The sequence below is a fragment of the Lacrimispora indolis DSM 755 genome (assembly GCF_000526995.1).
Taxonomy (GTDB): Bacteria; Bacillota; Clostridia; order Lachnospirales; family Lachnospiraceae; genus Lacrimispora; species Lacrimispora indolis.
This window is the reverse complement of record NZ_AZUI01000001.1, coordinates 6089804-6116695: the sequence shown is the minus strand read 5'-3', so window position 1 is coordinate 6116695 and position 26892 is coordinate 6089804. Positions and strand designations below refer to the sequence as shown.

The following is a 26892-nucleotide window of genomic DNA, read 5'->3' as shown; positions in this document are numbered from 1 at the left end:
ACATAGAGAATGAGACTTGATTTCCTTATAAGAGATTTCAAGGTATCTTTTGGGTAAAGGAGGAAAATGGCAATACCTGTTTATGTTATCACAGGGAGCCTGGATGCAGGAAAAACCACCTTTTTAAACAATATGTTTGATAAAAGGAAAGTAAAAGCTTTGGTAATACAGTTTGAGGATGGCGAAGAAGCTCTCTTTTGCGGCTATACTGGACATAGGAAACTGAAGATTCCCAGAAGGTTATTGGACCAGCAGCAGGAACAGATTCCTAATCAGATTTACGAGGTTGTACAAAACGGAGGCTGGGAAGAGATTTGGGTTGAATGGAATGGAACAGCCCCTTTTTCCTGGCTTTTATCACTGTTTTGGGACCCGGTGTTCAGCTCAGTCTGCCAGTTAAAAAAGGTAATCCATATTGTGGACGCTGAGAAACTGGAATTCCTCCTCAGTGGAATGGGAATTTATTTAATTGATCAGATTTCAGAAAGTGACATAGCGATTGTCCGCAATTACCATAAAAAAAGTCAATATCAACGTACCCGCCGTCTGTTGGAAGAGGTGAATCCCGGATTACAAATTTTAGAGATGACCTCTTACAGCAAACTTTGTAAGCTGGTTTTAAGAGAGCCGGATGGACCGGTCAGCACCTTTTTCATGGAATTTATGCTTATCATCTGTTTGTTTCTTCTGGCAGGAATCATTTCCGGACTGGAGGGATTACCAATCAGTAGAATGGTCAATCTGTTTTTTGGGATGACCCTGCAGGCAGTTCCCTTTTTGCTTATTGGAATTTTGCTTTCATCTGTCATTCAGATACTGATTCCGGATGGAATGCTGGAACGATGGTTTCCAAAGTCTCTTGTTTTGGGAATGGCAGCAGCATTAGCCGGAGGATTTTTATTGCCGGTATGTGACTGTGCTTCAATTCCAGTTTTTAGAAGTCTGATTAAAAAAGGAATTCCTCTGCCGGTGGCAGTCACCTTTATGATGGCGGCCCCTGTCATGAATCCAGTTGTGTTGCTGTCAACCTTCTATGCGTTTGGCGGTAACATGACGGTGGTCGCTGGTCGGGCAGGAATAGGTGCTTTAGCGGCAGTTTTGATTGGATTGCTTGCTGCTGTTTTCCAAAGAGAGACCCCGCTCCTTTCGGGGGGTGGACGAAGCCGGTTCATCTGTGCGTGCGGCTGTTATGAGGACAGTCAAAAAGCTGAATCACTGGCAGGAAAGCTGGTACTTTGTCTGCGTCATGGGCAGGCTGAGTTTTTTCAGGTAGGCAAATACCTTCTGATTGGAATACTGGCAGCCGCCGTTTTTCAGGCGTTAGGAGATGGGCCGCTGACTCTTACACAGTACAGAGGCGGACTGGCAGCTTCGATTCTGTTGATGATGGCAGCGGCTTTTATCCTGTCACTGTGTTCTTCATCTGATGCGGTCATTGCCCGCAGCCTTGCCAGCCAGCTGCCGGCCGGGGCTGTTATGGGGTTTCTCGTATTTGGGCCAATGATGGACATTAAGAATATGCTGATGCTCTACTCCGGATTTAAGAAGGGATTTATAGTGAAACTGATGCTGGTAACTGTCGCGGTATGCTTCTTCCTGGTCTTTTTGCTGTATGGGATATGGGGAATTAGGTTATGAAGAAAACAGTCAAAGTGTTAAATCCTCAGGTGTTAATTGAAATCCTATGTCAAATGGTTTTTGGAGGAATGATCGTTTATCTCGCTGCAAGCGGAGCTTATCTTCGGTATGTTACTCCGAGAATGAGGCCTTATCTGTATTTTACCGCCTGTATTTTGGGATTATGGGCATTGGCCGGAACCGGGAGATTGTTCAGGCCAAGATATAAAATACGCATGAACCACTGTTTCCTGTTAATTATCCCTGTCCTAATTATGTTGCTTCCACATACACCCCTTGATGTTTCTTCTTACAATACCATTGGTGAAGGCTCAAAGCTGCAGATAAGTAAAGCAGAACGAAAAGAGCCTGAGCGTATTCCGGATCAGATGGAGGGGACATCTGACCTGCAGCAGGAGACGGTTTCATTAGAAAAGCCACCTGCCAAAGACGAAAATGAGAACGCAATGCCAGGGCTGAATAAGGAAGAAAAGAAAATTATTGTATCGGATGATTTGTTTGGAATGTGGTATTCAGAGCTGTACATGCATATGGAAGAATACGAAGGATATACCATTGTAATAACCGGATATGTGCTGAAGGATCCAGAAACCTATGGAGAAAATGAGTTTGCAGTCGCTCGTCTGGCAATGACTTGTTGTGTCGCTGATCTGGCTCCTGCAGGTTTTCTCTGTGATTACAGGGAAGTAACAGGTTTAAAAGAAGATTCGTGGATAACCGTAGAGGGAACATTGACTTTAAACTACGAAGATTATAATGGACATAAGTATGCAGATCCTTATATTGCGGTGACAAAAATAACACCCGCAGAAAAAGTGGAGGGATATGTCTATCCGTATTAAAATTAAATTGATTCTTTAAGATACAACGAAAAGTCTCTTGACGGTTATCCGTAACTAACTTATAATATAGCACATAATGCAAATGAAAAGCATTTGCATTATGTGCTATATTATAAAAGGACGGGGAGAAATGAAGTTTAGAAAGATTACGGCAATTATACCGGCAACAGCCTTATGTATGTCTGTCACGGCATGTTCCCAAGGTGAAAAACAGCCAGAATTCAGCTCTGGATTAGGCTCAGAGATAAAAAAGGATGAGATGTGTTTGCCAGCACGAAGGATATACGGGATATCAATCCTCATTTATTTTTGGGAGAGATGGCGTCTTAAATATGGCTTTTGAATCTTTGGCGGTCAATACAGCTGAAGGGGGGCAGCCTGTCCTTGCGGAAACATGGAGAATTGGATAATTTGCAAACATAGTGTAGGTTTGGGAGAAAAGCAGCAGGTTATGTTGCGCCCTAATATACCTGGTTGTGAAAGGCCAGTCACCCTAATTAGTGGGGGGCGTGGTGCGGACATTTTGGTATTTTGGCATCTGTGTTCTTTCTATGAACGGTACAGGCTGTGGCTTTACGGTATTCAGCTGAGTATATCCACCCTGAAAAACATTATGATTGTAGGCATTCCGGCGGGTATACAGGCAATGCAGGTAACCCTTTTAAACCTTATTGTACAAAAACGTATAAATCGCCTTAGGGATAATTGTAAAAATGCTATCTGAAAATCTGCTTAAATAATTGATCCATTACAAAGGAAAACAATAAATAATAGAAGGAAAAGGAAGAATAATACTATGAAAAGATTATATAGGGGATTGTTTTTACTGGTGCTCGCACTGTGTGTGTCTAACGCAAATACACCGTTAACCGCAAATGCAGAAGAAACACATTCGGTTGATCCATTGTTTTCCGATTCAGAGATTGAGATAGGTGCATGGGGAAGTGTATCGACTCCTGTAACAGACCCTAGTTCTCTTTTTGGAGCAGGGCGCCTGACTATGCTGGCCAATCATGATACAGCGGCACAGCAGTTGTCAGTTATCATAGAGGATGGAGAAGGCGGACTGGTGGTCATTGATGGAGGTTGGACCGATAATGCGGAATACCTGTTTAATCAAATCAAACAAAAGGGGGGGCATGTAAAGGCATGGCTACTGACCCATCCCGATCCGGATCATGTAGGAGCCATTGCGGAAGTTATTTATAGGCATCGAGATGAATTAACGATTGATGGGATATATTATTCCCTTGCAGAAGATGAATGGTACCAGCAGAAGGACCCTGGAATTGTGGGAATGGTATCCTATTTAAGAGGAGCGCTGTCTTTAATGCCGGAAGCTGTGCTTCATAAAAATTTACAGGCTGGGGAAATAATTCATGCAGGGCCTGCACAGATACAGGTTTTAAATAAATCTTACTTGCTTGAACAAAATCCGATTAACAACAGCTCAGTTACATACCTGGTCTCCTTAAATGGAACAAATGTTGTAACTTTGGGGGATATGGGAGAAGAAGCCGGAGAGCTTTTACGCAGGGATTGTAACTTAGGTGCTTTGGACTGCGATATAGTTACTATGGCACATCATGGACAAGAGGGTGTGGGGTATGAGGTATACAAAGACCTGAAACCGGAAATTTGTCTGTGGCCAACTCCGCAGTGGCTGTGGGATAATGATAATGGGGGAGGCCCAAACAGCGGCCCATGGAAAACCATGGCAACCCGAAGATGGATGGCAGAACTGGGAGTAAAAAAGCATTATTGTGTTAAGGATGGAGATCAAATCATAGAATGAAAAGCGGCAGATAGTGTAAGATAATTGCTCCTTGGTATGAATCATATCAATTTAAATGCTGCAAGAGGAAGAACTCTATGCTGTTTTGCTTTAAAAAAGGACAGTTTTTGCTGGAGACTGACTTGACTTGCATAATAGTCAGGTATGCATTTAATTACTGATGTCTTCATAATGGTATCAAAGGATTCATATGGTAATATCGAGTAAGAGCCCATTATAGTTCATAGGATCAGTTTTACTTTTATCGGAGATAAATACTATTATGGATGAGAATTTTGAAAGCTGGCCTTCTGGCATAAAAAGAACTAAACCGCGTGAAAGCATGCTTACTGTGCTTAGAAATGCAGAAAAGCCTTTAAGTTCCATTGAAATCTTTACAGAAATTCAAAAGGATATTAAAACGGTTGCGCTTTCAACAATTTACCGTTCTCTTGAGCTTTTTGTAAAGAAGGGAACAGTTACTAAATTCGCGATCATGAATAATGAAGTAGCGGTTTACGAGTTCAACCGGTCTCAGCATAATCATTATGCGGTCTGTTTAGGGTGCCGGGAAATTTTCCCCCTGAAATACTGTCCCTTGGAAAAAGTATTGCCTGAGATGGTAGATGATGGCTTTAATATAAAGGGACATAATTTAGAAGTTTACGGATATTGCAAAGAATGTATTAATAAATGATGTAATGGCAGGCGCATGATACGCTTGCCTTGTATCTAAGTACCTTGAGTACGGGAAGACAGAAACCTTGACAAAGAGGTCAGAACACTTTATAATAAGTTATTGCGAATGATGTGCGTTTACATTCAACTGGTCTATAGTAATAATCATTTATGGTATTGGCCGTTAGTAAGGCTGTAAAAATTAAATTTTATGTAAATAAGGAGTGGCGGACTTCTTTATTTTTTGAATTTAAGTTAGTTTTAACTAACTTCACAAAGAACTCTTATTATCCAACTCCATTTTGAAAGGAGCAAATCATGGAAAATCCAAAAAAGCAGGGGTGTCCCGTCTGCTTGAATTTACCGGAAAGTATAAGCCGCTTGTAATCGTTTCCTGCGTGCTTTCCGCAATCAGTGCGGTAATCCAGTTGGCGCCATTTGTATGTATCTATTTCGTTATACGGGAAATTCTGATAGCAGCTCCGGCTCAGTAACGAAGAAGGCTGTACCCAGAATTTGTAAAAAAATCACGGAAAATGTAGCAATTGGGAGACCCTGGAATATATTGAAAGTAGCTGATTATGAAAGGAAATACAGATATGGCTATTAGAATATTTATTGATCAGGGTCATAATCCCAGTGGATACTTTAACAGCGGCGCGGAAGCAAACGGTTTGACAGAATCGGAAATAAATTATCAGGTGGGGCTGTATTTACAGAGCCTGCTGAATAATGATCCAAGGTTTGAGGCACGTGTGTCCAGGCCGGAACCAGATACTGTATTGGGAACAAACAATACCACCAGCCTGGCAGAGAGAGTCCGCATGGCCAATGAATGGCCGGCAAACTACTTTATAAGCATTCACGCCAATTATAATCCTAATCCCGCCTATAATGGGACAGAGGTGTACATTTACCAATATGGCACACAGGCTCAATGGCTGGCGGAACAGATCATGGATGGAGTAACCCAGGTGACCGGAACGAGAAATAATGGAATCAGGGAAAATCCCTCCTTATATGTTTTAAGAAATGCAGATATGCCCGCAAATCTTGTTGAATTGGCATATTTGAGCAATCTTTCGGATGTGGAAAAGTTACGTAATGACCTATACGGATTTGCTTACGGCATTTACTTAGGATTGATGCGGTACTTTGGCTTCGCTTAACAGACATGGTATGAGGGGAGCTCTTTACGGCAGACCCCGGAATATAAGGGCTGTTTGCCGTGAAGAGTACATAACACATTATATTATTATGCATACAGTATATGGTGTTTATCTTTCTTTTTGCAACAGCCCCTTTACTTTCGCCTTTATCTCAAATTATAATATAATAATCAAATATTGTGGATGAAACAAGGAGTTGATAGAATATTATGCGCTTTAAAAAACATGGTTATGGATGACCGTGAGGATATTCGTGAAGTTGTTGCGGTTCTTCACAACGTGACGGAGTGGAGGTGGGATAAATGAGTCTGACCAGAGGCGCAACAATTCTTATTGTGGATGATGATCCGGAAATCCGGGAAATCGTTCGCATTCTGCTGCACCGGGAAGGCTTTATCGTGCGGGAAGCCTTCGATGGGGAGACCGCGTTGATCATGCTTAAATCTCATGCAGATTTAATAATATTAGATATTATGATGCCAGGCCGTTCCGGCTTAGAGCTTTGTTCAATGATAAGAGAAACAACGACAATTCCCATTTTGTTCCTGTCTGCCAAAACACAGGATACCGACAAAGCAGAGGGTTTTTCCCGTGGCGGAGATGATTTTCTGGTAAAACCCTTTTCTTCTGTTGAGCTGATATCAAGGGTGAAGGCGCTTCTTCGCAGATGCCTTATTTACCAAAAACCGGAAACAGTTGTTAAAAATGAAATCAGAGCAGGTGATCTGCATATGGATCAGGACACAGGAACTGTCTCACTTGCGGGACAGGAGATTGTGCTGACAAGCATTGAGTATCAGGTGCTGCGACTCCTTTTACAGAACCGAAAAAAAACACTTTCTGCCCGTGAAATTTATGAACATGTATGGCAGGAGCCCTTTCTTCCCCTTTCAAACAATACGGTGATGGTACATATAAAAAACCTAAGAAAAAAACTGGAGAAGGATATAGGCCATCCGCAATATATCCGAACTGCCTGGGGAAGGGGATATTACATTGAATAATACGAAAGGCGAATGCAGGCTTTCACATAAATTGCTGGTGTCCGCCATTGCAGCGTTTCTTGTTTCGGCTACACTATTTCTTATTTCACAAAATATTTCCCGTAAAATAATCCATGTGTATTGTGAGCAGCCGAAAGTGATATCCCAACATATTCAGGAAAAAGCAGAAAGCCTTCAACAATATGTGAAAAACAGCAATCTATCCCTGTCAGAAATCTCCATGCTGGATAGATGGATGGAAAAAGAAGATTTGACCGAGGTTGCTGTTTACCGTAATAACATACTGCTGTACAGCTCTCACGCAGTGTTTCCAGGGTTTTTTCTTGAAAGCCGTACACAGGATATCAATTTTTCCTGGCAAAACGGTCATACACTGAGCTTTGCAGATGGGGAATCCGTTGCTTTTATCAATGATTTATTTGAACATCGCTATACAGACTATGCAGCCTGCTTAAACCTGCTTTTATTTTTTCTATGCTTCATCACCATTATGATCCTGTTCATTCGCAAAAAGGTATCCTACATCAATACTCTGGAACAGGAGATCAAGGTTTTGGAAGGCGGTGATCTCAATTACACAATCACCGTAAAAGGCAATGATGAACTCACTTCTCTGGCACAGGAGATAGATGAGATGCGTAAAGCGTTTATCGCCCGGGAACAGTATGCTGACAAAGTAAGAACTGCCAGTAACCAATTGATGACAGGTATTTCCCATGATTTGCGGACCCCGCTTACAGCTTTGATCGGATATCTGGAGGTAATGGAGGGTGAGGCGGTTCCCGCCGGACAAAGTCCCTTCCTACAGAAATGCAAAAATCGTGCTTTTCAGATAAAGAGCCTGACAAACAACCTGTTTGAATATTTTTTTATATCCACGAGCATTCATGAACAGCTTCAGTTCAGAAACTGTACAGTGAATGAAATCCTGGATGAAGTCATTAACGAACACGTTTTTTTAATGGAACAAAGTGGCTTTAAGGTTAAAAGCAGTATAAATCTGCCGGCTGTCAGACTTAAAATCGATCGGGGAATGATCCAGCGTGTATTTGATAACCTGTTTTCCAATATATGCCGGTATGCCGATCCCGGCTGCCCAATCCAGCTGAATATTGTTACCGAACCCCAAAAGCTTACGCTTATGATCCGGAATCATGTTCTGAACTCCCCTGAAATAATGCAGAGTACAGGTCTTGGGCTAAAAGTCTGTGAGAAAATAATGCTGCTGCACAGTGGGAATTTTATCCACAAACAGCAGGGAGATACATATACCGTCCAACTGCATTTTCCGCTCATCTGACAGCATAAAAAAAGCAGGTGCGCCGCAAAATGAAAAATCAAATTGCGGCACCCTCTGTCTTTTATCTTCCTGTCAGTTTTTCCCGACTTCAAGCACCCGGTCACAAATACGGTTGATCAGGCTTTTTTCATGGCTGACCACAATCAAGCCCAGCTGCCGGTCTTTGCATATGTGAAGCAGACTGTGCCATATCCTGGCCTGTGTGATCGCATCCAGCATGGTGGTCATCTCATCCGCTATAAGATACTTCGTCTCGGGATGCAGGGCACGGGCAATGCAAAACCTCTGCAATTCTCCGCCTGAGAGCTCAATGGGCCAGCGGTTCATCCATTCGTCCCTGATTTCAAAGGCATCCAGAATATCCTGTGAAGGCGAATAGGACTCGGTCAGTACCTCACGCATGCGCCATTTAGGGTCAATGGCCTTTTCCGGGTGCTGGTAAATAAGCTGTACCGGACGGAATCTGTGCCGTTTAAAAACGTTATTATCCAGTGTTACACGGCCTTCGCAGGGAGAAACATATCCGGCTAAGATTCTGGCCAGAGTGGTTTTTCCGCACCCGCTGTATCCGGATAAGCCAAGCACTTCCCCAGGCGAAACCGAAACATTGGTATCCTTAAAAATCCAGCGGTCCTTCTGATAATAAAACCCCAGGTGTTCACCGGTTAAAGGCATGATGCGTTTCCTCCTTCCTTTTGAAATTCCAGATCAAAGTCGTTTTGCGGCAAAGCTCTCCACAGTCTGCGGGTATAATCGGTCTGCAGGCGTTGGCCATTTCCTTCAAAAGCAGAGGCTTCGGAAATCTCCACAGTGCGTCCGTCCTGGATGACCGCCACACGATCCGCGATCTCCAGCGCCGACATGATATCGTGGGTAATCAGCATGACACCTGCCCCGTTATCTGCAAACGCTTTGAGTTGTTTCAAAATCTCCGAAAGTGCCTGGGGATGGATGCCGGGAGTGGGCTCATCGGCAATCACCAGACGTATCCCCTGCCGTACACTGGTTGCAAACAGTACGCGGCGCAGCATACCGCCAGAAAGCTCATAAGGAAACAACCTGCTGTCTCTTTCCTGCAAATCGTACTGCTTAAACAGCTCAAGCTGCTTTCTCTTTGCATCCCCTTTCCCCAGTCCAATTTGTACCTGCTTACCAACAGGCATAAGAGGGTCAAGGTAATTGACTGACTGAGGAATAAAGGAAATTTCCTTCCCCCGAAGTTTGCACTTGCGCTCTTGCGTCAGTTCCCCGCCCCGGTATGTAATATGCCCTTCGCATATGGCGTTGCCGGGAAGTATACCAAGTATGGCGTGAGCCAGCAGACTTTTACCGGAACCGCTTGCGCCCACAACCGCCACGATTTCGCCTTCGCTGATATCCACATGCAAATCCGCAATCGGCTGAATGACGCGTTTCTTTGTTCCTTTCAAATATTGTGAAAAGCCAATTGCCAGCTTTTCCACCTGTAAAAGAGGTGTTTTTTTCATATTGTCCATCTATCCCCCTTACTCATTGGAGCTTGCAGGCTCCATCAGGATACGGAGCTGCTCACCGATATTGTCAAAACTCTTAATAACAATTACCAGCAGCAACCCTGGGAAGAGCACCAGCCACCATTTTCCGGTGGAAATATGGCTCATTGCTTCCGAAAGGATGATGCCGATGGCAGGAGTCTGGGGAGACAGTCCAAACCCTAAAAAGGTCAGCGCAGCTTCATGCAGGATAACATGAGGAAACATCAGCAGAAAGCCAATCATGATCTGTGGAAATACAGACGGCAAAATGTGCCTGCAGGCAATATACCAGGGCGATTTTCCATAGCTTTGGGAAATATGGATATACTCCGCACTCTTAATTTGCAGTACCTCCGCCCGCACCACACGGGCCAGAGACATCCAGTGTGTAAAGGATACCCCAAGTACAATGCCGCGGATACCGCCGCCCATAATAAAAGAAATCAAGATCATAAATACAAGGTGGGGCATTCCAATAAACAAATCTATCACCCATGAAATCACATTATCTGCTTTTTTCCCGAAGGTGGCTGCTCCGATTCCCATTACGGTTGCAACAATTACGCTCATGACAGAAGCAAATGCTCCCACCGCAAGGGACAAACGCAGCCCTTTCATGGTTCTTGTCAGCATATCACGCCCCAGCCAGTCTGTGCCGAATGGATGCTGTGTGCTTGGGGGGAGGTTTTTTCCCACTGCGCTCAGCCGCAGGTTTGCATCACTGAGTGTGAAGCCAAGGATGAGGATGATCAGTAAAAGCACGGAAGAAATTGCAAGCATCCGCATCATTTTTCTTTTTACATTCTGTTCTTTTTTTTTCTTATGCATCCTACTCAGCTCCCTTCATGCGCGGATCGACAACTGTGTTTAATATATCCGCAATAAAATTACCCAGAAAAACAAACAGGGAACTGATCAGGATGATCCCCATCAGCAGGGGCAGATCCCCCTTTAATCCGGCAGTGGTCAGGGTACTGCCGAGCCCTGGATAAGCAAATACCTGCTCCGCCAGCACCGAGCCGCCAAACAGCTCGCCAAAATAGGCAAATTGCAGGGACATGGCAGGGATGATGGAGTTGCGAAAACCATGATTTTTAAAAATTTGCCATTTGCTTTCCCCTCTTGCCTTGGCAAACAGTACATACTCGGTGTTGAAAATATCGATCATTTTTTCACGGGTATGCATGGCGATATTGGCAACTCCCAGGATGCTTAAGGTGAGGGCAGGCAGCACAAAATGCCGCACCCGGTCAATGAACCGCACCTCGCTGTCAAGAACGCCGGCCGGTGCGGCAAGTCCTACCGGAAACCATTTAAGACCTGCCGCAAAAACAATCAGAAGAATCAGCCCCAGCCAGAAGATTGGGGTGGAGACCAGCGTGTAGCTATACCACTTGATAGCCTTATCAAGTGGTTTCCCACGATTCATGGCCGAAATAACACCTAAGAGATACCCCAGAATCCCGGACAGCACCCATGCGGTTCCCATCAATACAAACGAGGTCACAGCGCGGCTTTTGATGATATCAATTACAGGGCTGCGGTACAGCTTGGATATCCCGAAATTCCCCTGAAGCAAAGATCCTGCCCAAGAAAAATATTGTTCGGCCGGGCTTTTATCCACCCCCCAATATTCCTTGATTTTTTCAATCTGTTCGGGAGATGCGGAGCTGTCCCCGCCGACATAAGCATTTACAGGGTCCATGGGCGATAAGTGAACCAGAGTAAAGGTCAGAATTGATAGCCCGATAATTAAAGTGATCATGCGAAACAGACGAATCAGAATTATTTTTGTCACGAAACTTCCTCCTTCCTTTTCGCAGTGTCTTTTTAAACATTAACGGATCAGTCTTCCCATGTCCACTCCGTGATGTTTCCAAACAGAGCCCATTCATGGCCGTGAGAGTGAATCGGCTGACTGCCCACATTCAGCTTTTCGTTTGCCAGATACAGGTGATCCACACGTGCAAGCCAGATGATAGGAATGTCGCCGAGTGTGCCAAAGCCTGTTTTGCCATCCCACTGCGCCAGCTTCCAATACTTGTTGGCTTCTTCCTGGGTCGCTGCGTGCATGGCCTTATACAGATATTCATCCACAGTTGGATTCGTGTAGTGGGTCATATTATTATATCCCTGATTAAGAACCTTGGATGAATACATGGTATACAACTGATGGGCATGGTGGCGCCCACCGCCCCACATTACTGCGTTTTCCTTACCTTTGACATATATCTCATCCCAGGTCATTCCTTTGGCATTAATCTTAATGCCGAATTCCAGTGCCAAATCTGCCACAGCCAGAGACATGTCGCTTCGAAGCTGGTCGCTGGAGCTGAACAGCAAATCAAACTCTGCTTTCAGGCCATCCTTTTCAACAATGCCGTCCTTGTCGGTGTCCACCCACCCGCCGTCAGCAAGAATTTTCCTGGCCTCTTCCATATTTCCGTCCTGAATGACGGTTTCCTCGTTAAACCAGGGTAAATAGTCACAAAGCGAGAATGCCTTTTGTCCATAGCCATCCAGTGCAATATCAAGGATCGAATCGCGGCTTAATCCCACACTTAACGCCTTGCGGATAGCCAGGTCAGAGGTCACATCGTTCCCTACATTGACATCATTTTCGTTGATCTTTCCTTTTCCTCCGCTTTTTTGTGTGGGCATGGAGATTCCCCGTGAATCAATGCTCTCAAATTTAAGAAGGGTCATGCCGTCCACAGCCTGGTCTGCAAACGTGGGCGGAACATAAACAATATCGGCTTCCCCCGCCTTAGCAGCAGCAAGAGCAGCATCTTCTTCCAGAAGGAGAAGCGTCAGTTTTTTAAACTGCGGCTCTGTTCCATACCAGTATTCATTGTATTCCATGATGATCTGCTGTCCGTCATTATACTGAACAACCTTATAGGGACCGGAGCCGATGGGATTACCGGAATAATTGTCGTCGTATAAATCCTTTGGAACAATTCCTATTTCGGTAAGCTGGCTGACAAAGGTGGAACGCGGCTCAGACAGCGTAATAACAATTGTGTGCGCATCCTTTGCCTCAATGGACTTCATAAAGGATAAATCAAATTTTACCCCGTCCGCCTGAAGCATTTCATATGTAAATTTGACATCCTCCGCCGTAACCGGATTGCCGTTGGAGAATTTCACATCATCCCGCAGGGGAAAGGTCCATGTCAGCGCGTCCTCACTGACCTCATAGGACTCGGCCAGGTCGGGAACAAAATTCATGTCGGAATCAATCCGCAGGAGAGAGCTGTGGGTCAGACGGATCTGCGCATGGGTGCCCCAGCCCTTTTTGGGGTCAAACATACCGGTATCGGTTTTACCTACAGCCAGAATCAGCTCGTCCTTCTTTGTGGTGGATTCCGCCGATGTTTTTGATTCTTCCGGTGCCTGAGATGAAGAGGAAGGCTGAGAAGAAGAGGAAGAAGAGCCGCACCCTGAAACGATAGATGCAAACGTTAAAATCATTGCCATAAGAAGCGGCATGATCCGCTTTAAGGGCAAATTTTGGGGTTTTTCCATTTTTTTACCTCCGTATAATAATGTTTTGCTGTTTAATTGATCCATACAAATTTTAATGTGCATGGATCAATCAGTTAATCATGTCTAACTATAATAAACAGGGCCGGTAAATTCAACCAGTTCTCCGTATTCTTCAGGATTCTTCAGAATTCTGGTACAGAATTAATTATGGAATTTTATGAGATAGCAGGCGGATCCATTCTTTTTCTCAACTATATCCCTGTATACTTGATTCTATGAGTTAGATTATCCTAATCATAAATTTACCGGAGTTGTTCCATATTGCATTACCTGGCTGTAATACCATAGTTGAACAAGGCATTGCTACTGGGGTCATGAATGCAACCAGAAATACGGCAGTAATCTCAAAAGACTGAACGGCTTCCTTTTCTGAAACTACTTTGGCAAGCACCAGTATTACGGCACCAACAGTAGAAGTTATATACAGCGGAATACCGATGGAATCCTCAAAAACCATACCTAACACTGCGATAACCAAGATAATTAATGATAAATATTGTTTCCATGCAGGAACATTACTATAATCCATTTCTTTATTGATAAACTCGTTGCTGGAATCTTTGTTTGGCAGAAGTTTATGTCCTGCTAATAGAATGTAAAGGATTCCCCCAGCCAAAAGCGGGATTCCACTTTGCTGTATTCAAAGAAGCCGAACTTCATGCCACCATTACTATAGGAAATCAATGCATCATTGACGATCATATTTGGCGGAGAACCAATTAAGGTAATAGAACTTCCTAAACCTGCAGCTATTTAAAACTTATCAGGGGATTGCCCAGGACTTGGAGAGCGTAAAAGGGCAACTCAATTATGTGCGGGGAATACAAGACGATTATGAAACTGCAATTGTACGCTCCGCACTTTCACAGTTGCAGTTATAATATTATGATATGAATTTGGTTTTTGGGGTTATAATTCATAGACCAGATCTCTCCCGTTATCAATTTGATAATTTGGTGGAGTTCTGGTCTTTCTGCTGCAATGTTTAAGAAACTATTCATATAGCTTTTCAATGAATTGTGTGAGATAATGAAATTGGAGATAACCAAAGCTCGATTGCGGAAATGAAAATAGAGCTTTCCCGCATTCGCACATGGTCAGAGATTTCCGATGAGAGTGATATGGAAATAAAGAAGATGGTAACCAGTCACATTATAAAACGGGTCAATGTCTTTAAGGATTACAAACTGGATATTGAATTAAACCTGGATATACAACAATTTCTAAACGGAATTGATAGCATAACTAGAGAAACATCAATTACTAAAGTATCATAAGTAAAAACACATTTATAATAGCTCTTTACAGCTGAGTAAGTATTACTAACGTATAAAAAGATGGTTTGTGGGGGTGCACATCCGACATATCGGGAGAGCGCTTGAATGGCATTCAAGAGGTCATGGGTCCGAATCCCACTATCTTCATTTAAACAATAAGCCGCAGGCATGCTTGCGGCTTTATTTTAACTTAAAGAGACGGCTCCTTTTCCGGCCCTTCTTATTATATTCACTTAATATATCTGATGACCACCTTCCAAAGCCTCATCCAGCTGTTTATCGGTGCATCGTCTTGCCGCCTCCGCATCACGGTCTTTGAGGCATTTATATAAACAAAGTACGCTGTCGTATAGTGCCTCTTTCCCGTAACGCAGACAAAAACGTTTCCAAAGCTGTGTTACAACAGGTTTAAAAGATATGTAAATTAAAGGAATAATACTGTTTCCGCTGATAACGGAAAGTCTGTGATGAAAAGAAAAGGTGGCTGATACCGTTTCTTCAATCGAAGTTGCATCTGCAACTTCCTCTAATAATCCTTCCAATCCAAGAATATCCTCATTGGATGAATTCTTTATAATGGAATCCGTTGCCAGATGCTCCAATGCCCGGCGTACTTCAAGTATGGAGTAAATTTCTGCCTGTCCAAGTGTATCTCCGTGATATTCCATAATGGCATTTAAGGTATTGATATTTCCGTTCTTGCCGTAATCTGCTACAAACACTCCCTGCCTTGGATGTACTTCCAAAAAGCCCTGTTTTTCAAGTTCTGCAAACCCACTGTTAACCACTGCACGGCTAACCTGCATCTGTCTCGCAATCTCCCTTTCAGGAGGTAATTTGCTTCCAACCGGGATATGCCCTGATAAAATCATGTCACGAATCTGACAAATAAACATTTCTTTTAAGCTGGAAGCGCTAAGTTTCTGAAATTCCATGTTTTTTCCCCCTTATTCTGGCTCTGGTCATACCAGAAATCAATACCATTTTATCATACATTCTTACAAAAATTCAACAAATAAATATGTAAAAATGACGATTAATTTTTACATTATTGCTAGTTTTCATAGAATAATTTATAATGATATTGTTAAAAAATAAACTAGGCTATTCGCCTGGCTGAACCAGAGCACTTATGAAAAATATTCCTTCCTCTTGAAGGCTGAAAGACCTTTGAAGAAAAGGAAAATGCCAAAAAGTGATTCTAAAGCAACAGATGACAGAAAAGGAAAAGAAAGGAGCGCAACACATGGAAGATTTTAAAGTTCTTGAGATAAAAACAAGTGTCTTTGCTGACAACAACATACAAGCCGGAAAGCTTCGTGAAGAATTAAAGGAGAAGAAGGTCTTTCTTCTTAATCTGATGTCCAGTCCCGGTGCAGGTAAGACCACTACTCTGACCCGTACGGTTCATGCCCTAAAGAACGACCTTAATATTGGTGTTATGGAAGCGGATATTGATTCTGACGTGGATGCCCGTACCATACGGCAAACCGGTGCAAAGGCGATCCAGCTGCATACCGGTGGTATGTGCCATCTGGACGCGGAAATGACCCGCCAGGGATTAGAGGGGCTTGGTACAGACGGTCTGGACCTTGTAATATTAGAAAATGTGGGCAACTTAGTCTGTCCTGCAGAATTTGATACCGGCGCAGTAAAAAATGCTATGATCCTATCCGTACCGGAAGGAGACGACAAACCACTTAAATATCCGCTGATGTTTTCTGTTTGCGATGTAGTACTGATCAATAAGATGGATGTAATGCCGTATTTTAATTTTGACCTGGAAAAATGCAAAGTGAATATCAGACTTCGTAACCCCAACGCCATCATCATTCCCATCAGCGCTTTAAAAAATGAAGGGATAGAGGAATGGACCGGCTGGTTAAGCAATGCAGTAAAATCCTGGTGTGAATAACAAACGTATAACTGTCATAAAAAGGTATTCATAAACTTCAATTGCGTAAAACAAGCGCGGGAAAGGAAATTATGAGTGAATTAAGACCTAAAATAGTAAAGCTGGCGAAAATGGTAGGCGGTATTGCCGGAGCCATGAACAAAATCGATGAAAATTCTCCCGAATACTACGCTCTAAACTGTGTTGTAACAGATGACATGGCTGATATTGCTATGATTATAGGGCTGCGTAAACCCCGTACCTTCGAGTATGTCGCTAAGCGCTCCGGAAAGAGTAAAGAAGAGACAAAGGCGCTCCTAAAGCAGTTAACGTACACAGGTGTCGCCAAAGTATGGAAGGATAAGGAGGATCATAAAGAACGGTTCTTTGTGAATATATTTGCCCCCGGTATGTTGGAAATGATGGTAAATAACCGGGAACAGCTTAACGAACATCCTGAAATCGGCAAAGCCTTTGAAGAATATACCAGACTGCGTCTTGCGCCTATGGCAGCAAAATTCCCGCAAGGCATGGCAATGATGCGTGTCATTCCTGTGGAAGAGGCCATCAAGGATATCCCTGGTACAAAACCCTGGGAACGTCTCTCTTATTATCTGGATAAATATGATACGTTCTCAGTATCTGACTGCTCCTGCCGCCAGTCACGCCGTGTACTGGATGAGGGCTGCGGCCATCTGGAAAAAGAAATTTGCATCCAGATGGGCGAAGGTGCCGAATATTATATAAGAACAGGCAGAGGCCGCCAGATTTCACGGGAAGAAGCAAAGGAAATTATTAAATTTGCAGAAAATAACGGCCTCATGCATGAAATGCCCCATACCGACGGACTTGGTGAATCAGCGGCAATCTGCAACTGCTGTGGCTGCTCCTGCTTCTCCCTGCGTCTTGCAACACTTTTTAATACTCCGGATTCCATACGATCCAACTTCGCTGCCACGGTAAAAAAGGAAAACTGCGTAGCCTGCGGACAGTGTGTGGAAAACTGTCCGGTTAATGCTTTAAAACTTGGCCAAAAACTCTGTTCTAAAACACCCGCTGCCATAAAGGCAGAACCTACCGCACGTGATCATATCTGGAGAGAAAGCAACTGGAATGTGGATTACCGCGAGAACCGTAAAGATGTTGCGGAAGAAGGAACTTCTCCCTGTAAAACTGCCTGTCCTGCTCATATTTCCGTACAGGGTTACATAAAGCTTGCTGCTTCCGGCCGTTACCATGAAGCATTAGAACTGATAAAGAAAGAAAATCCTTTCCCTGCTGTCTGCGGACGGATCTGTCCTCATGGCTGTGAAAGCGAATGTACCCGCGGAGATATTGATGAACCGGTTTCCATCGATGAAATCAAAAAATTTATTGCAGATAAAGAGCTGGATGGTTCGATCCGCTATATCCCGCCAATGCGTTACCATCTTGGAAATAAAATTGCAGTGGTAGGCTCCGGTCCCTCCGGTCTTTCCTGTGCATATTACCTGGCAATTGATGGTTATCAGGTAACGGTATTTGAAAAGGAAGAAAAACTTGGCGGTATGCTTACCCTTGGTATTCCCTCCTTCCGCCTGGAAAAGGAGGTTCTTAATGCCGAAATAGATGTTCTGCGTGAAATGGGTGTTACCTTTAAAACCGGAATTGAAGTCGGAAAAGATATTACTCTTAATGAGCTTCGGAAAGAAGGTTATGAAGCCTTTTATCTGGCAATCGGCGCACAGGGCGGCAGAAGTCTTGGTATCGAAGGGGAGGACGCTGAAGGGGTTATCTCCGGCGTTGATTTCCTTCGCAATGTAAATCTTGGAAGAAAGGCAGAGTTTTCCGGAAATGTAGTTGTGATCGGCGGCGGAAATGTAGCAATTGATGTAGCCCGTACAGGGGTAAGACAGGGGGCTGCTGCTGTTAATCTTTACTGTCTGGAAAGTTCCGGTGAAATGCCGGCATTACCGGAGGAGATCGCAGAGGCTGAGGAAGATAACGTTTCCTTTCATAATGGCTGGGGCCCTAAGCGCATCCTGACAGAAGATGGAAAGGTAACCGGTGTAGAATTTAAGCGCTGCATCAGTGTATTCGATGAAGACCAGCGTTTCGCTCCAAAGTACGATGAAAATGATACCATTACTGTGGAAGCTGATACTGTACTGCTTTCCATTGGCCAGACCATCCAGTGGGGCGGACTTCTCTCAGAAAGCAAGGTTGAACTTGGACGCGGCGGTACTGCCAAAGCGGACAGTCTGACCTTACAGACTTCGGAACCGGATATTTTTGCCGGCGGTGACTGTTTTACAGGACCCCAATTTGCGATCCATGCCATTGCAGCCGGAAAAGAAGGTGCAATCTCCATTCACCGTTATGTACAGCCGGGACAGTCTCTTGTATATGGCCGTGACCGCCGGGAATACCATGCGTTTGATAAAAATAACGTTGCCATCGGCTTACAGGATTTTGATACAACTCCCCGCCAGAGACCAGGCCATTCTCCTGAGAAAAAAGGCAGCTTCTATGATGAACGGTTGACCTTCACCGAGGAACAGTTAAAGAAAGAGACGGAACGCTGTCTTGGCTGCGGTGCGGTAGAAATCGACGCTTATATGTGTATTGGCTGTGGCATGTGTACGACCAAATGTAAATTTGATGCAATTCATCTGGAGCGCACCTATAACACGGTTCCCAATACCTATGAAAAACTTCCTGTCAAGATTGCTGCCAACGCAATTATACGTACCGGAAAGATTGCTGCAGCCACCCTCAAAGAAAGCGTTGGCAGAAGAAGCTAACGGGAAAGGGAGAGTCAGTCATGCATGAGCTTGGTGTATTAAACTCAATGGTTCACACCATTGAGCGTATTGTAAAGGAGCAGAATATTACAGAGGTCCACAAGCTTGTCATCGAAGTTGGTGAGCTTTCCGGTATCGTGCCCAGATACTTGGAGCAAAGCTGGCCTGCTGCCTCCTATAAAACTTTTATGGAAAAAACAGAGCTGGAGCTTATCGTCATTCCCGGTATTGTGAAATGCAAAGGCTGCGGCAGGGTATTTAATGCCGTTTACAGTGATTTAATTTGCCCTGGCTGCGGCAGTATGGATATGGAAATCCTGGAGGGCGATGACATGATCATTAAGGAGATCGTGTGTAACTAAAGGATTCTGACGATGAAGTGGCGAAGGCTGTGAAAGAAGGGATCGCAATTCGTCACAGGTGAATGCCAGAATGCTCTCATGAATTAAATATGAAAGAAATAGAAGCGTGTAAAACAAGGAGGAATGGGTATGTTTGTGTTTTCAGAAGGTGTTCCGACAATATTGGTTTTACTGGTATGGCTTGGGGTGTTTCTATCGTTGTTTGCCGCAAATGAATTGAGCCGCCGTTTTAAATGGGTGGGATTTGGCTGCTTTGTTGTGCTTCCGGTTGTTTTAACCGTTTTATGGGTGACAACGCTGAAGGATACTTCTTATATGGACTGGTTTCATCTGGCAAAGGTTTACTCTTCTACGGCAGGGTGTATTGGCTTTTGGTGTATCCGTCATATCAAAAAGCTGCAGCATAATAAAATTGCGCTGTGTTTCCCGCCGTTAATTCTGGCGGTCAATATCCTGGAAGCCTGTTTCCGCGATTTTGAAGTAAGCCAGTATGTATCACCGGTTATGGAGTATATGAACAATCAGGTTCAGTACTATATCGGCGGTTCATGGAATGTCATGAACGGGATCGCAGGTCTTTTGAATATTGTGACCATTACAGGCTGGTTTGGAATCTGTATTCGAAAGAAGACCAGTAAAGATAAGAGCCAGGATATGCTTTGGCCTGATATGATGTGGTTCTGGATTATTGCCTATGATTTGTGGAATTTTGCTTATACCTATAACTGCCTTCCGACTCATGCATGGTATTGCGGATTAGCCCTTTTGCTGGCCCCCACAATTTGTGCATTTACAGTGGGGAAGGGGGCATGGCTGCAGCACCGTGCCCAGACGCTGGCACTGTGGTGCATGTTTGCCCAGACGTTTCCGGTATTTCAGGATGCCAGCAGTTTTCTGGTGCATTCCCGGTCCAGTAAGGCTATTGCAGAAGCAGCGATACGGGAAGGAATGCTTTCCCCTGACGGGTATACGGTATTGACCGGAATAGGAATCCAACCGGTGGCAGGTGTATCACCGGATACCACTTTTTTATTTGTTATAAGTTTGCTGGCTCTTCTTGCAAATATCGGAGTATTTGTATATATGATTCACAGAATGTATAAGACAAAGAGAAATCCATATACCGGAGAATTATATACGGATCATAAGAAGTATCAGGAAATTAAGGCTTTGGCAGAGTAAATGAAACGGCAGGAAACGAAAAGTCACTGAATAATCAGAGATTTGATCGTTGCCTGCTGTTTTTTATTCTACAACCTTTTCCTCTGCTTCAGGCAGAATTCCTCCGGATTAAAGTCGTGGCAATTTCAAGTTTCACGGAGGTGGCATCCGGTTCTTCCATGCGGCTAATGAGTCTGTTGGCAGCCATTGTTCCCATATAATGCTTAGGCACATGAATGGTAGTGAGGGCAGGATCCACAATGATTCCCGCAGGGATGTTGTCAAAGCCCACGATGGAGATATCCTCCGGTATCCGGTAGCCACACTGCTTAAATGCCTTAAGGGCTCCCATGGCGATTAAATCATTGTCCGCAAAGTAGCAGGGAGCCAGAGGTTCCTTCCTTTTAAGGATTTCCAGCATATCCGCATAAGCGCCTTCTATGGAAGGAGTGACTGAGTGGACAATGCTGTTGGAGGCGGCCATTCCATAGGTGTGAATTGCCTTAAAGAAGCCGGAATGCCGTTCTGCAAAATTTCCGATCGGATAGGAGGAATGGAGATAGCCAGGCTGTTTTCCGGTTGTTTTTATCAAGTAAGAAGCGGCAAGGAAAGCCCCCTGGATGTTGTTGATAATGATGCTGTCGCAGGGAACCGTTTCAAAATAGCTGTCCAGTAAGACGATCGGAATCGTGAGGGACCGAAAAGGAAGAAAATCTTCAGGTGTCATTTCGGTTCCCAAAAGGATGATTCCGGTACAGCCGGAGTAGAGCATATCTTTTAATCGATTTTCAATATTACCTTCCTCACCGTATAAATAACGGATTTCCATCTTGTAATTATTTTTCTGGCAACCGGCCGCGATTCCTTCGGAAAGCTCTTGAAAAAAAGGATTGCTTCCAACGATAGCTCCGTGTTTTTTATAAATAATTAAGTAAATGCTGCTCACGTCCCTTGGGCGAAATGTGTGACGGGTCAAATCATAATCAAACTTCTGGGCTGTTTCGATGACCCTCCTTCTTGTTTCCGTGCTGACGCCTGGCTTGTTATTTAAAGCCATGGATACGGCGGCAGCTGAAAGGTTTAATATTTTAGCCAGCTCTTTTGCAGTAATTCCCATAGATGTACCTCCTGATCGTTCTGATATCATTATGGTCTATTAAGTGGAAAAAGGCAAGAATTAAGTTAAAAATTCATTAATAAATACTGAATATCATAATGAAATTAAGTTATGTAATCTGTATAATTTATATATATGAAAAGATCGTTCAGCAGAAAGGATGGATGTTATGGCGACTATAAAACTGGGGTTCGCCCCCACAAGAAGGAGCATTTTCAGCGCTCCGGATGCTATAAAGTACAGGAATTTGACGGCGGATAGACTTGAGGAACTGGGAGTTTCTTTCGTGGATATTAAGGATATGAACGAAGAAGGGCTTCTCTACGATGACAGCCATGTAAAAATCATAGCTGAAAAGTTCAGGGATGAAGGAATCGATGGACTGTTTCTCCCTCATTGCAACTTCGGAACGGAATACGTTTGCGCGAGACTGGCAAAGGAGCTTGGAGTTCCGGTCCTGATTTGGGGGCCAAGAGACGAGAGGCCGGACGAAAATGGAATTCGCCTGCGGGACAGTCAATGCGGCCTCTTTGCCACAGGAAAGGTGCTGAGAAGATTTAAGGTTCCCTTTACCTATCTGACCAACTGCCGGCTGACGGACCCGGAATTTGAGCGGGGAATCCGTGATTTTCTGGCGGTCTGCAATGTAGTAAAAGTATTTAAAAACACAAGAATCCTGCAGATAGCCCCCAGGCCTTTTGATTTCTGGACCACCATGTGCAACGAAGGCGAGTTGCTGGAACGGTTCAACATACAATTGTCCCCAATTCCTATGCCTGAATTAACCTCCGAGATACAACAGATGAAAGAGGAGAGGACAGAGGTTGAAAAGATCGTAAAGGACTGCAAAGAGTCCATGAATATTAAAATCAGTGAAGAGGCACTGTTAAATGTCGCGGCATTAAAGGCTGCCATGAAAAATCTGGCAGTTAAGTACGGCTGCAACGCGATTGCCATTCAGTGCTGGAATGCTCTTCAGGGAGAAATCGGCATTATGCCATGCGGAGCCAATTCCCTGTTAAATGAAGAAGGAATCCCGGTGGTCTGTGAGACAGACATTCACGGGGCTGTTACCGCAGTTATGGCAGAGGCGGCGGGCATGGATGAATGCAGAAGTTTTTTTGCGGACTGGACCGTAAGACATCCGGACAACGAAAATGGAGAATTGCTTCAGCACTGCGGCCCATGGCCCATTTCCGTTGCGAAAGAAAGGCCGACCCTGGGCTACCCCCTGGCCTTTGACCATCCGGGAGCTGTGGAGGCGGAGGCAAAGCATGGTGAGATGACCTTGTGCCGGTTCGACGGGGATAACGGGGAATACTCTCTTTTACTTGGAAAGGCGAAGGGAATTGATGGTCCATACACGAAAGGCACTTACGTATGGGTGGAGGTAGCAAACTTAAAGAAACTGGAAGCAAAGCTGGTGGAAGGGCCTTATATTCATCACTGTGTGGGTATCCACAAGGACATTGTTCCGGTATTATACGAAGCATGCAAGTACATCGGCGTGAAGCCGGATTTATATGATGACAACGAGGAAGAGATCAGGGCCTATTTAAGAGGAGAATGATATGGACGGACTAAAGGCAAAGACCTATGAACTGAGAAAATCTGTGATAGATATGATTATGGAAGGGAAAGGGGGCCACATCGGCGGAGATATGAGCGTCATGGATATATTGGCCGTGCTGTATTTCCGCCAGATGAACATAAGTCCGGAGCTGATGGAAGATGAGAACCGGGACCGGTTTGTGCTTAGCAAGGGACATTCCGTGGAAGCTCTGTATGCGGTTCTTGCAGCAAAAGGTTTTTTCCCCATAGAAGAAGTCATAAAGAGTTTCTCAAAATTCGGCTCCAGGTTTATTGGGCATCCTAACAACAAGCTTCCTGGCATTGAGATGAATTCCGGCTCTCTGGGCCACGGACTGCCTGTCTGTGTAGGAATGGCTCTGGCAGGAAAGATGGACGGGAGGTCCTACCGGGTCTATACAGTTATGGGCGACGGAGAGCTGGCGGAAGGATCGGTATGGGAAGGGGCCATGGCTGCCAGCCAGTTTAAGCTGGATAATCTCTGCGCTGTTGTGGACCGCAACCGCCTCCAGATTTCCGGGAATACAGAGGAGGTCATGGGGCATGATGACCTTGGTAATCGTTTTAAAAGCTTTGGCTGGCATGTAATCGACGTGGCAGATGGAAACGATGTGGAGAAACTGAACGACGCATTTGAACAGGCAAAGACAGTAAAGGGAAGGCCCAGCGTTCTGATTGCCAACACGGTGAAAGGATGTGGTTCCCCGATAATGGAAAATAAGGCGGACTGGCATCATAGGGTGCCCACTGGAGAAGAGTATGAGGCTATAATGGCTGATTTGGAAATGAGAAGGGAGGCGGCAGTATGAATCAAATACCCAACAGACAGGCGATATGTGAGACATTGTCAGCGCAGGCAAAGGAAGATCATGATATCATTGTCTTGTGCAGCGATTCACGGGGAAGCGCATCCCTGGCCCCATTTGCACAGGCATACCCGGAGCAATTTGTGGAAACAGGAATTGCGGAGCAGAATCTGGTCAGCATTTCGGCCGGATTGGCAAAATGCGGGAAAAAAGCATTTGCTGCTTCTCCGGCTTGCTTTTTGTCTGCCAGAAGTTATGAGCAGGCGAAGATAGACTGTGCTTATTCCGACACGAACGTGACTTTAATCGGAATCAGCGGCGGGGTCAGTTATGGAGCTCTGGGAATGAGCCATCATTCCGCCCAGGACATTGCAGCTATGGCCGCAGTTCCCAATATGAGGGTTTATCTGCCCAGTGACAGGTTCCAGACAAAACGGCTGATCGAGGAATTGTTAAAGGATCAGAAGCCTGCTTACATAAGGGTGGGAAGAAATGCGGTGGCAGACATTTACACGGAGGAGAACTGCCCCTTTGAACTGGACCGGGCCAATGTTCTTTCCCTTGGAACGGATATTGCTGTCATTGCCTGCGGGGAGATGGTAAAGCCGGCGCTGGAGGCCGCAGAGCTGTTAAAGAAAAGCGGAATTTCAGCATCCGTTATTGATATGTACTGTGTAAAGCCTTTGGACCAGGAGGCTGTATTGCATGCGGCAGAACGTGCTGGAGCAATCATCACCGTGGAGGAGCATTCCCCATATGGAGGTTTGGGTTCCATGGTCAGCCAGATCGTCGCAGCCCACTGCCCAAAAAAGGTGATCAATTTGTCTCTTCCCGATGCCCCTGTCATCACGGGAACCTCAAAAGAAGTGTTCGAGTATTACGGACTTACGGCAGAAGGAATCGCAAAACGGGCAAGGGAGCTGATTTAACATGGCAAAATATATTCTGGCGGTGGACCAGAGCACTCAGGGAACAAAGGCACTTTTATTTGATGACCATGGGAAACTGGTAAAAAGGGAGGATGTGCCCCACAGGCAGATCGTAAGCGAAGAGGGTTACGTTTCCCATGATCCGGAGGAAATCTACCAAAACACGTTAAAAGTGGTACGAAAGCTCATGAAAACCTCCGGAGTTCCTAAAAATGAGATTGCCGGTCTGGGAATCAGCAATCAGCGGGAAACTGCCCTTGTGTGGGATAAGAAAACAAGGAAACCGCAAGCCTTGGCAATCGTATGGCAATGCGCCAGGTCAAGGGACATCTGCAAAAGAATAGAAGAGACCGTTGATTCGGAAATTATACGGAATAAGACAGGATTGATCCTTTCCCCTTATTTTCCTGCTTCAAAATTTAAATGGCTTCTGGAACATGTGGCTGGTCTGAAGGAACGGGCGGAGAAGGAGGAGCTGTGTTTCGGAACTGTGGATACGTGGCTGGTTTACCGTCTGACAGGCGGAACTTCTTATAAAACAGACTATTCAAACGCTTCCAGGACGCAGCTTTTTAATATCAGGGATTTGGCCTGGGATCAGGAGCTCTGCAAGATATTTGGTTTAAAAAGCCAGTGGCTTGCTGAGGTTTCGGATTCGGACTCATGCTTTGGAATGACGGACTTTGAGGGACTGTTTGACGCACCTATTCCCATTCACAGCGTGATGGGAGATTCCCACGGCGCGCTGTTTGGCCAGGGCTGCTTAAAAAAAGGCATGACAAAAGCAACCTATGGAACCGGATCTTCCATCATGATGAATACGGGAAAAGAACCGGTGTTCAGCACCCATGGAGTAGTGACTTCCTTAGCCTGGCGCATGGGCGGAAAGGTGAACTACATTCTGGAAGGTAACATCAATTATACGGGCGCGGTAATTACCTGGCTGAAAGAGAAGATGAACATGATTTCCTCCCCGGAGGAGACGGAGCAGATTGCAGCAGCAGCCGACCAAAATGATAAGGTCTACTTAATCCCGGCCTTCACCGGCCTTGGAGCGCCATATTGGGACAGCCGTGCCACCGCTTCCATTAACGGAATGACAAGGACCACAGGCCGGGCGGAAATCGTCAGGGCCGGACTGGAAAGCATTGGCTACCAAATTGCCGACGTAATTCAGGCTATGTGTGAGGACATGAACTGCATCATAACAGAACTGCGGGTGGACGGAGGTCCCACGGGAAACCAGTACCTGATGCAGTTTCAAAGCGATATCCTGGGAACAAATGTGCGTGTCTCCGAAATAAAAGAGCTCTCTGGAATGGGAGCCGCTTTCGCCGCAGGCCTTTCCCTTGGCATTTATCAGGAAGATATATTTGAAAAAATGAAAGCAAAGCAATATAATCCATGTATGGAGCCAGGAGTGAGAGCTGAGAAATATGAGGGCTGGAGAGAAACGGTCAGGAAGCTTCTGGCTTAATTACAGCGGACAACGATAATGGAATGGG

Annotated in this window: 23 protein-coding genes; 15 read left to right on the top strand and 8 right to left on the bottom strand. The window is 44.9% G+C overall.

Annotated elements, in window-relative coordinates; genetic code table 11:
• Positions 1–66: 66 nt before the first annotated feature.
• The 7 genes from K401_RS0129655 to K401_RS0129610 all read left to right on the top strand — a co-directional run bounded on the left by K401_RS0129655 (position 67) and on the right by K401_RS0129610 (position 8405).
• Positions 67–1638: a permease gene (locus K401_RS0129655; protein ID WP_024296354.1), complete on the top strand. Its 1572-nt coding sequence runs from the start codon at positions 67–69 to the stop codon at positions 1636–1638.
• The gene (locus tag K401_RS0129650; protein WP_024296353.1) at positions 1635–2480 is read left to right on the top strand and encodes a TIGR03943 family putative permease subunit; all 846 of its coding nucleotides are present in this window, start codon (positions 1635–1637) and stop codon (positions 2478–2480) included. The genes K401_RS0129655 and K401_RS0129650 overlap by 4 nt, the downstream gene beginning before the upstream one ends.
• Positions 2481–3276: 796 nt before the next feature.
• Positions 3277–4275, top strand: coding sequence for an MBL fold metallo-hydrolase (locus K401_RS0129640; RefSeq protein ID WP_024296351.1), 999 nt, complete (start codon positions 3277–3279; stop codon positions 4273–4275).
• A 262-nt stretch (positions 4276–4537) separates the two neighbouring features.
• Complete coding sequence (locus K401_RS0129635; RefSeq protein WP_024296350.1) at positions 4538–4951, top strand: Fur family transcriptional regulator; 414 nt, start codon at positions 4538–4540, stop codon at positions 4949–4951.
• 580 nt (positions 4952–5531) lie between these two features.
• Positions 5532–6101, top strand: a complete 570-nt coding sequence (locus K401_RS0129625; RefSeq protein ID WP_024296348.1) for an N-acetylmuramoyl-L-alanine amidase family protein — start codon at positions 5532–5534, stop codon at positions 6099–6101.
• Positions 6102–6403: 302 nt separating this feature from the next.
• Complete coding sequence (locus K401_RS0129615; RefSeq protein ID WP_024296347.1) at positions 6404–7105, top strand: response regulator transcription factor; 702 nt, start codon at positions 6404–6406, stop codon at positions 7103–7105.
• Positions 7098–8405, top strand: coding sequence for a HAMP domain-containing sensor histidine kinase (locus tag K401_RS0129610; RefSeq protein ID WP_024296346.1), 1308 nt, complete (start codon positions 7098–7100; stop codon positions 8403–8405). The genes K401_RS0129615 and K401_RS0129610 overlap by 8 nt, the downstream gene beginning before the upstream one ends.
• A 72-nt stretch (positions 8406–8477) precedes the next feature.
• On the opposite strand, the gene K401_RS0129605 is transcribed toward K401_RS0129610, so the two are convergent.
• From K401_RS0129605 to K401_RS0129570, 7 genes are all read right to left on the bottom strand, one after another.
• Positions 8478–9080 carry an ABC transporter ATP-binding protein gene (locus K401_RS0129605; RefSeq protein WP_024296345.1) on the bottom strand — a complete coding sequence of 201 codons (603 nt, stop codon included), beginning with the start codon at positions 9078–9080 and terminating at the stop codon, positions 8478–8480.
• Positions 9071–9901, bottom strand: a complete 831-nt coding sequence (locus tag K401_RS0129600) for an ATP-binding cassette domain-containing protein (protein WP_242837916.1) — start codon at positions 9899–9901, stop codon at positions 9071–9073. The genes K401_RS0129605 and K401_RS0129600 overlap by 10 nt, the downstream gene beginning before the upstream one ends.
• A 9-nt stretch (positions 9902–9910) precedes the next feature.
• Complete coding sequence (locus tag K401_RS0129595; protein WP_024296343.1) at positions 9911–10747, bottom strand: ABC transporter permease; 837 nt, start codon at positions 10745–10747, stop codon at positions 9911–9913.
• A gap of 1 nt (position 10748) precedes the next feature.
• A complete protein-coding gene (locus tag K401_RS0129590) occupies positions 10749–11717 on the bottom strand; it encodes an ABC transporter permease (RefSeq protein ID WP_024296342.1) in 969 nt (322 codons plus the stop codon).
• A gap of 47 nt (positions 11718–11764) precedes the next feature.
• Positions 11765–13447, bottom strand: coding sequence for an ABC transporter substrate-binding protein (locus K401_RS0129585; RefSeq protein ID WP_024296341.1), 1683 nt, complete (start codon positions 13445–13447; stop codon positions 11765–11767).
• Positions 13448–13688: 241 nt separating this feature from the next.
• Positions 13689–14084, bottom strand: coding sequence for a transporter permease (locus tag K401_RS0129580; RefSeq protein ID WP_024296340.1), 396 nt, complete (start codon positions 14082–14084; stop codon positions 13689–13691).
• An 894-nt stretch (positions 14085–14978) separates the two neighbouring features.
• Positions 14979–15680 (bottom strand): FadR/GntR family transcriptional regulator, encoded by a 702-nt coding sequence (locus tag K401_RS0129570; protein WP_024296338.1) that lies wholly within the window; start codon positions 15678–15680, stop codon positions 14979–14981.
• 311 nt (positions 15681–15991) lie between these two features.
• On the opposite strand from K401_RS0129570, the gene hypB reads away from it, so the two are divergent.
• The 4 genes from hypB (at position 15992) to K401_RS0129550 (ending at position 20966) form a co-directional block, all read left to right on the top strand.
• The gene (gene hypB / locus K401_RS0129565; RefSeq protein WP_024296337.1) at positions 15992–16660 is read left to right on the top strand and encodes a hydrogenase nickel incorporation protein HypB; all 669 of its coding nucleotides are present in this window, start codon (positions 15992–15994) and stop codon (positions 16658–16660) included.
• Positions 16661–16731: 71 nt separating this feature from the next.
• A complete protein-coding gene (locus K401_RS0129560) occupies positions 16732–19422 on the top strand; it encodes an FAD-dependent oxidoreductase (protein ID WP_024296336.1) in 2691 nt (896 codons plus the stop codon).
• 20 nt (positions 19423–19442) lie between these two features.
• Positions 19443–19784: a hydrogenase maturation nickel metallochaperone HypA/HybF gene (locus tag K401_RS0129555; protein ID WP_024296335.1), complete on the top strand. Its 342-nt coding sequence runs from the start codon at positions 19443–19445 to the stop codon at positions 19782–19784.
• A gap of 129 nt (positions 19785–19913) precedes the next feature.
• A complete protein-coding gene (locus tag K401_RS0129550; protein WP_029701086.1) occupies positions 19914–20966 on the top strand; it encodes a DUF5692 family protein in 1053 nt (350 codons plus the stop codon).
• Positions 20967–21054: 88 nt separating this feature from the next.
• Here K401_RS0129550 and K401_RS0129545 read toward each other — a convergent pair whose 3' ends face one another.
• Positions 21055–22062: a LacI family DNA-binding transcriptional regulator gene (locus K401_RS0129545; RefSeq protein ID WP_024296333.1), complete on the bottom strand. Its 1008-nt coding sequence runs from the start codon at positions 22060–22062 to the stop codon at positions 21055–21057.
• Positions 22063–22231: 169 nt separating this feature from the next.
• On the opposite strand from K401_RS0129545, the gene K401_RS0129540 reads away from it, so the two are divergent.
• The 4 genes from K401_RS0129540 to K401_RS0129525 are packed head-to-tail and all read left to right on the top strand — an operon-like array spanning position 22232 to position 26864.
• Positions 22232–23632 carry an L-fucose/L-arabinose isomerase family protein gene (locus tag K401_RS0129540; RefSeq protein ID WP_024296332.1) on the top strand — a complete coding sequence of 467 codons (1401 nt, stop codon included), beginning with the start codon at positions 22232–22234 and terminating at the stop codon, positions 23630–23632.
• Position 23633: 1 nt separating this feature from the next.
• Positions 23634–24461, top strand: a complete 828-nt coding sequence (locus K401_RS0129535; protein ID WP_024296331.1) for a transketolase — start codon at positions 23634–23636, stop codon at positions 24459–24461.
• A complete protein-coding gene (locus K401_RS0129530; RefSeq protein ID WP_024296330.1) occupies positions 24458–25387 on the top strand; it encodes a transketolase family protein in 930 nt (309 codons plus the stop codon). The genes K401_RS0129535 and K401_RS0129530 overlap by 4 nt, the downstream gene beginning before the upstream one ends.
• A 1-nt stretch (position 25388) precedes the next feature.
• Entirely contained in the window at positions 25389–26864 is a 1476-nt protein-coding gene (locus tag K401_RS0129525; RefSeq protein ID WP_024296329.1) for an FGGY family carbohydrate kinase, read from the top strand.
• Positions 26865–26892: the final 28 nt, after the last annotated feature.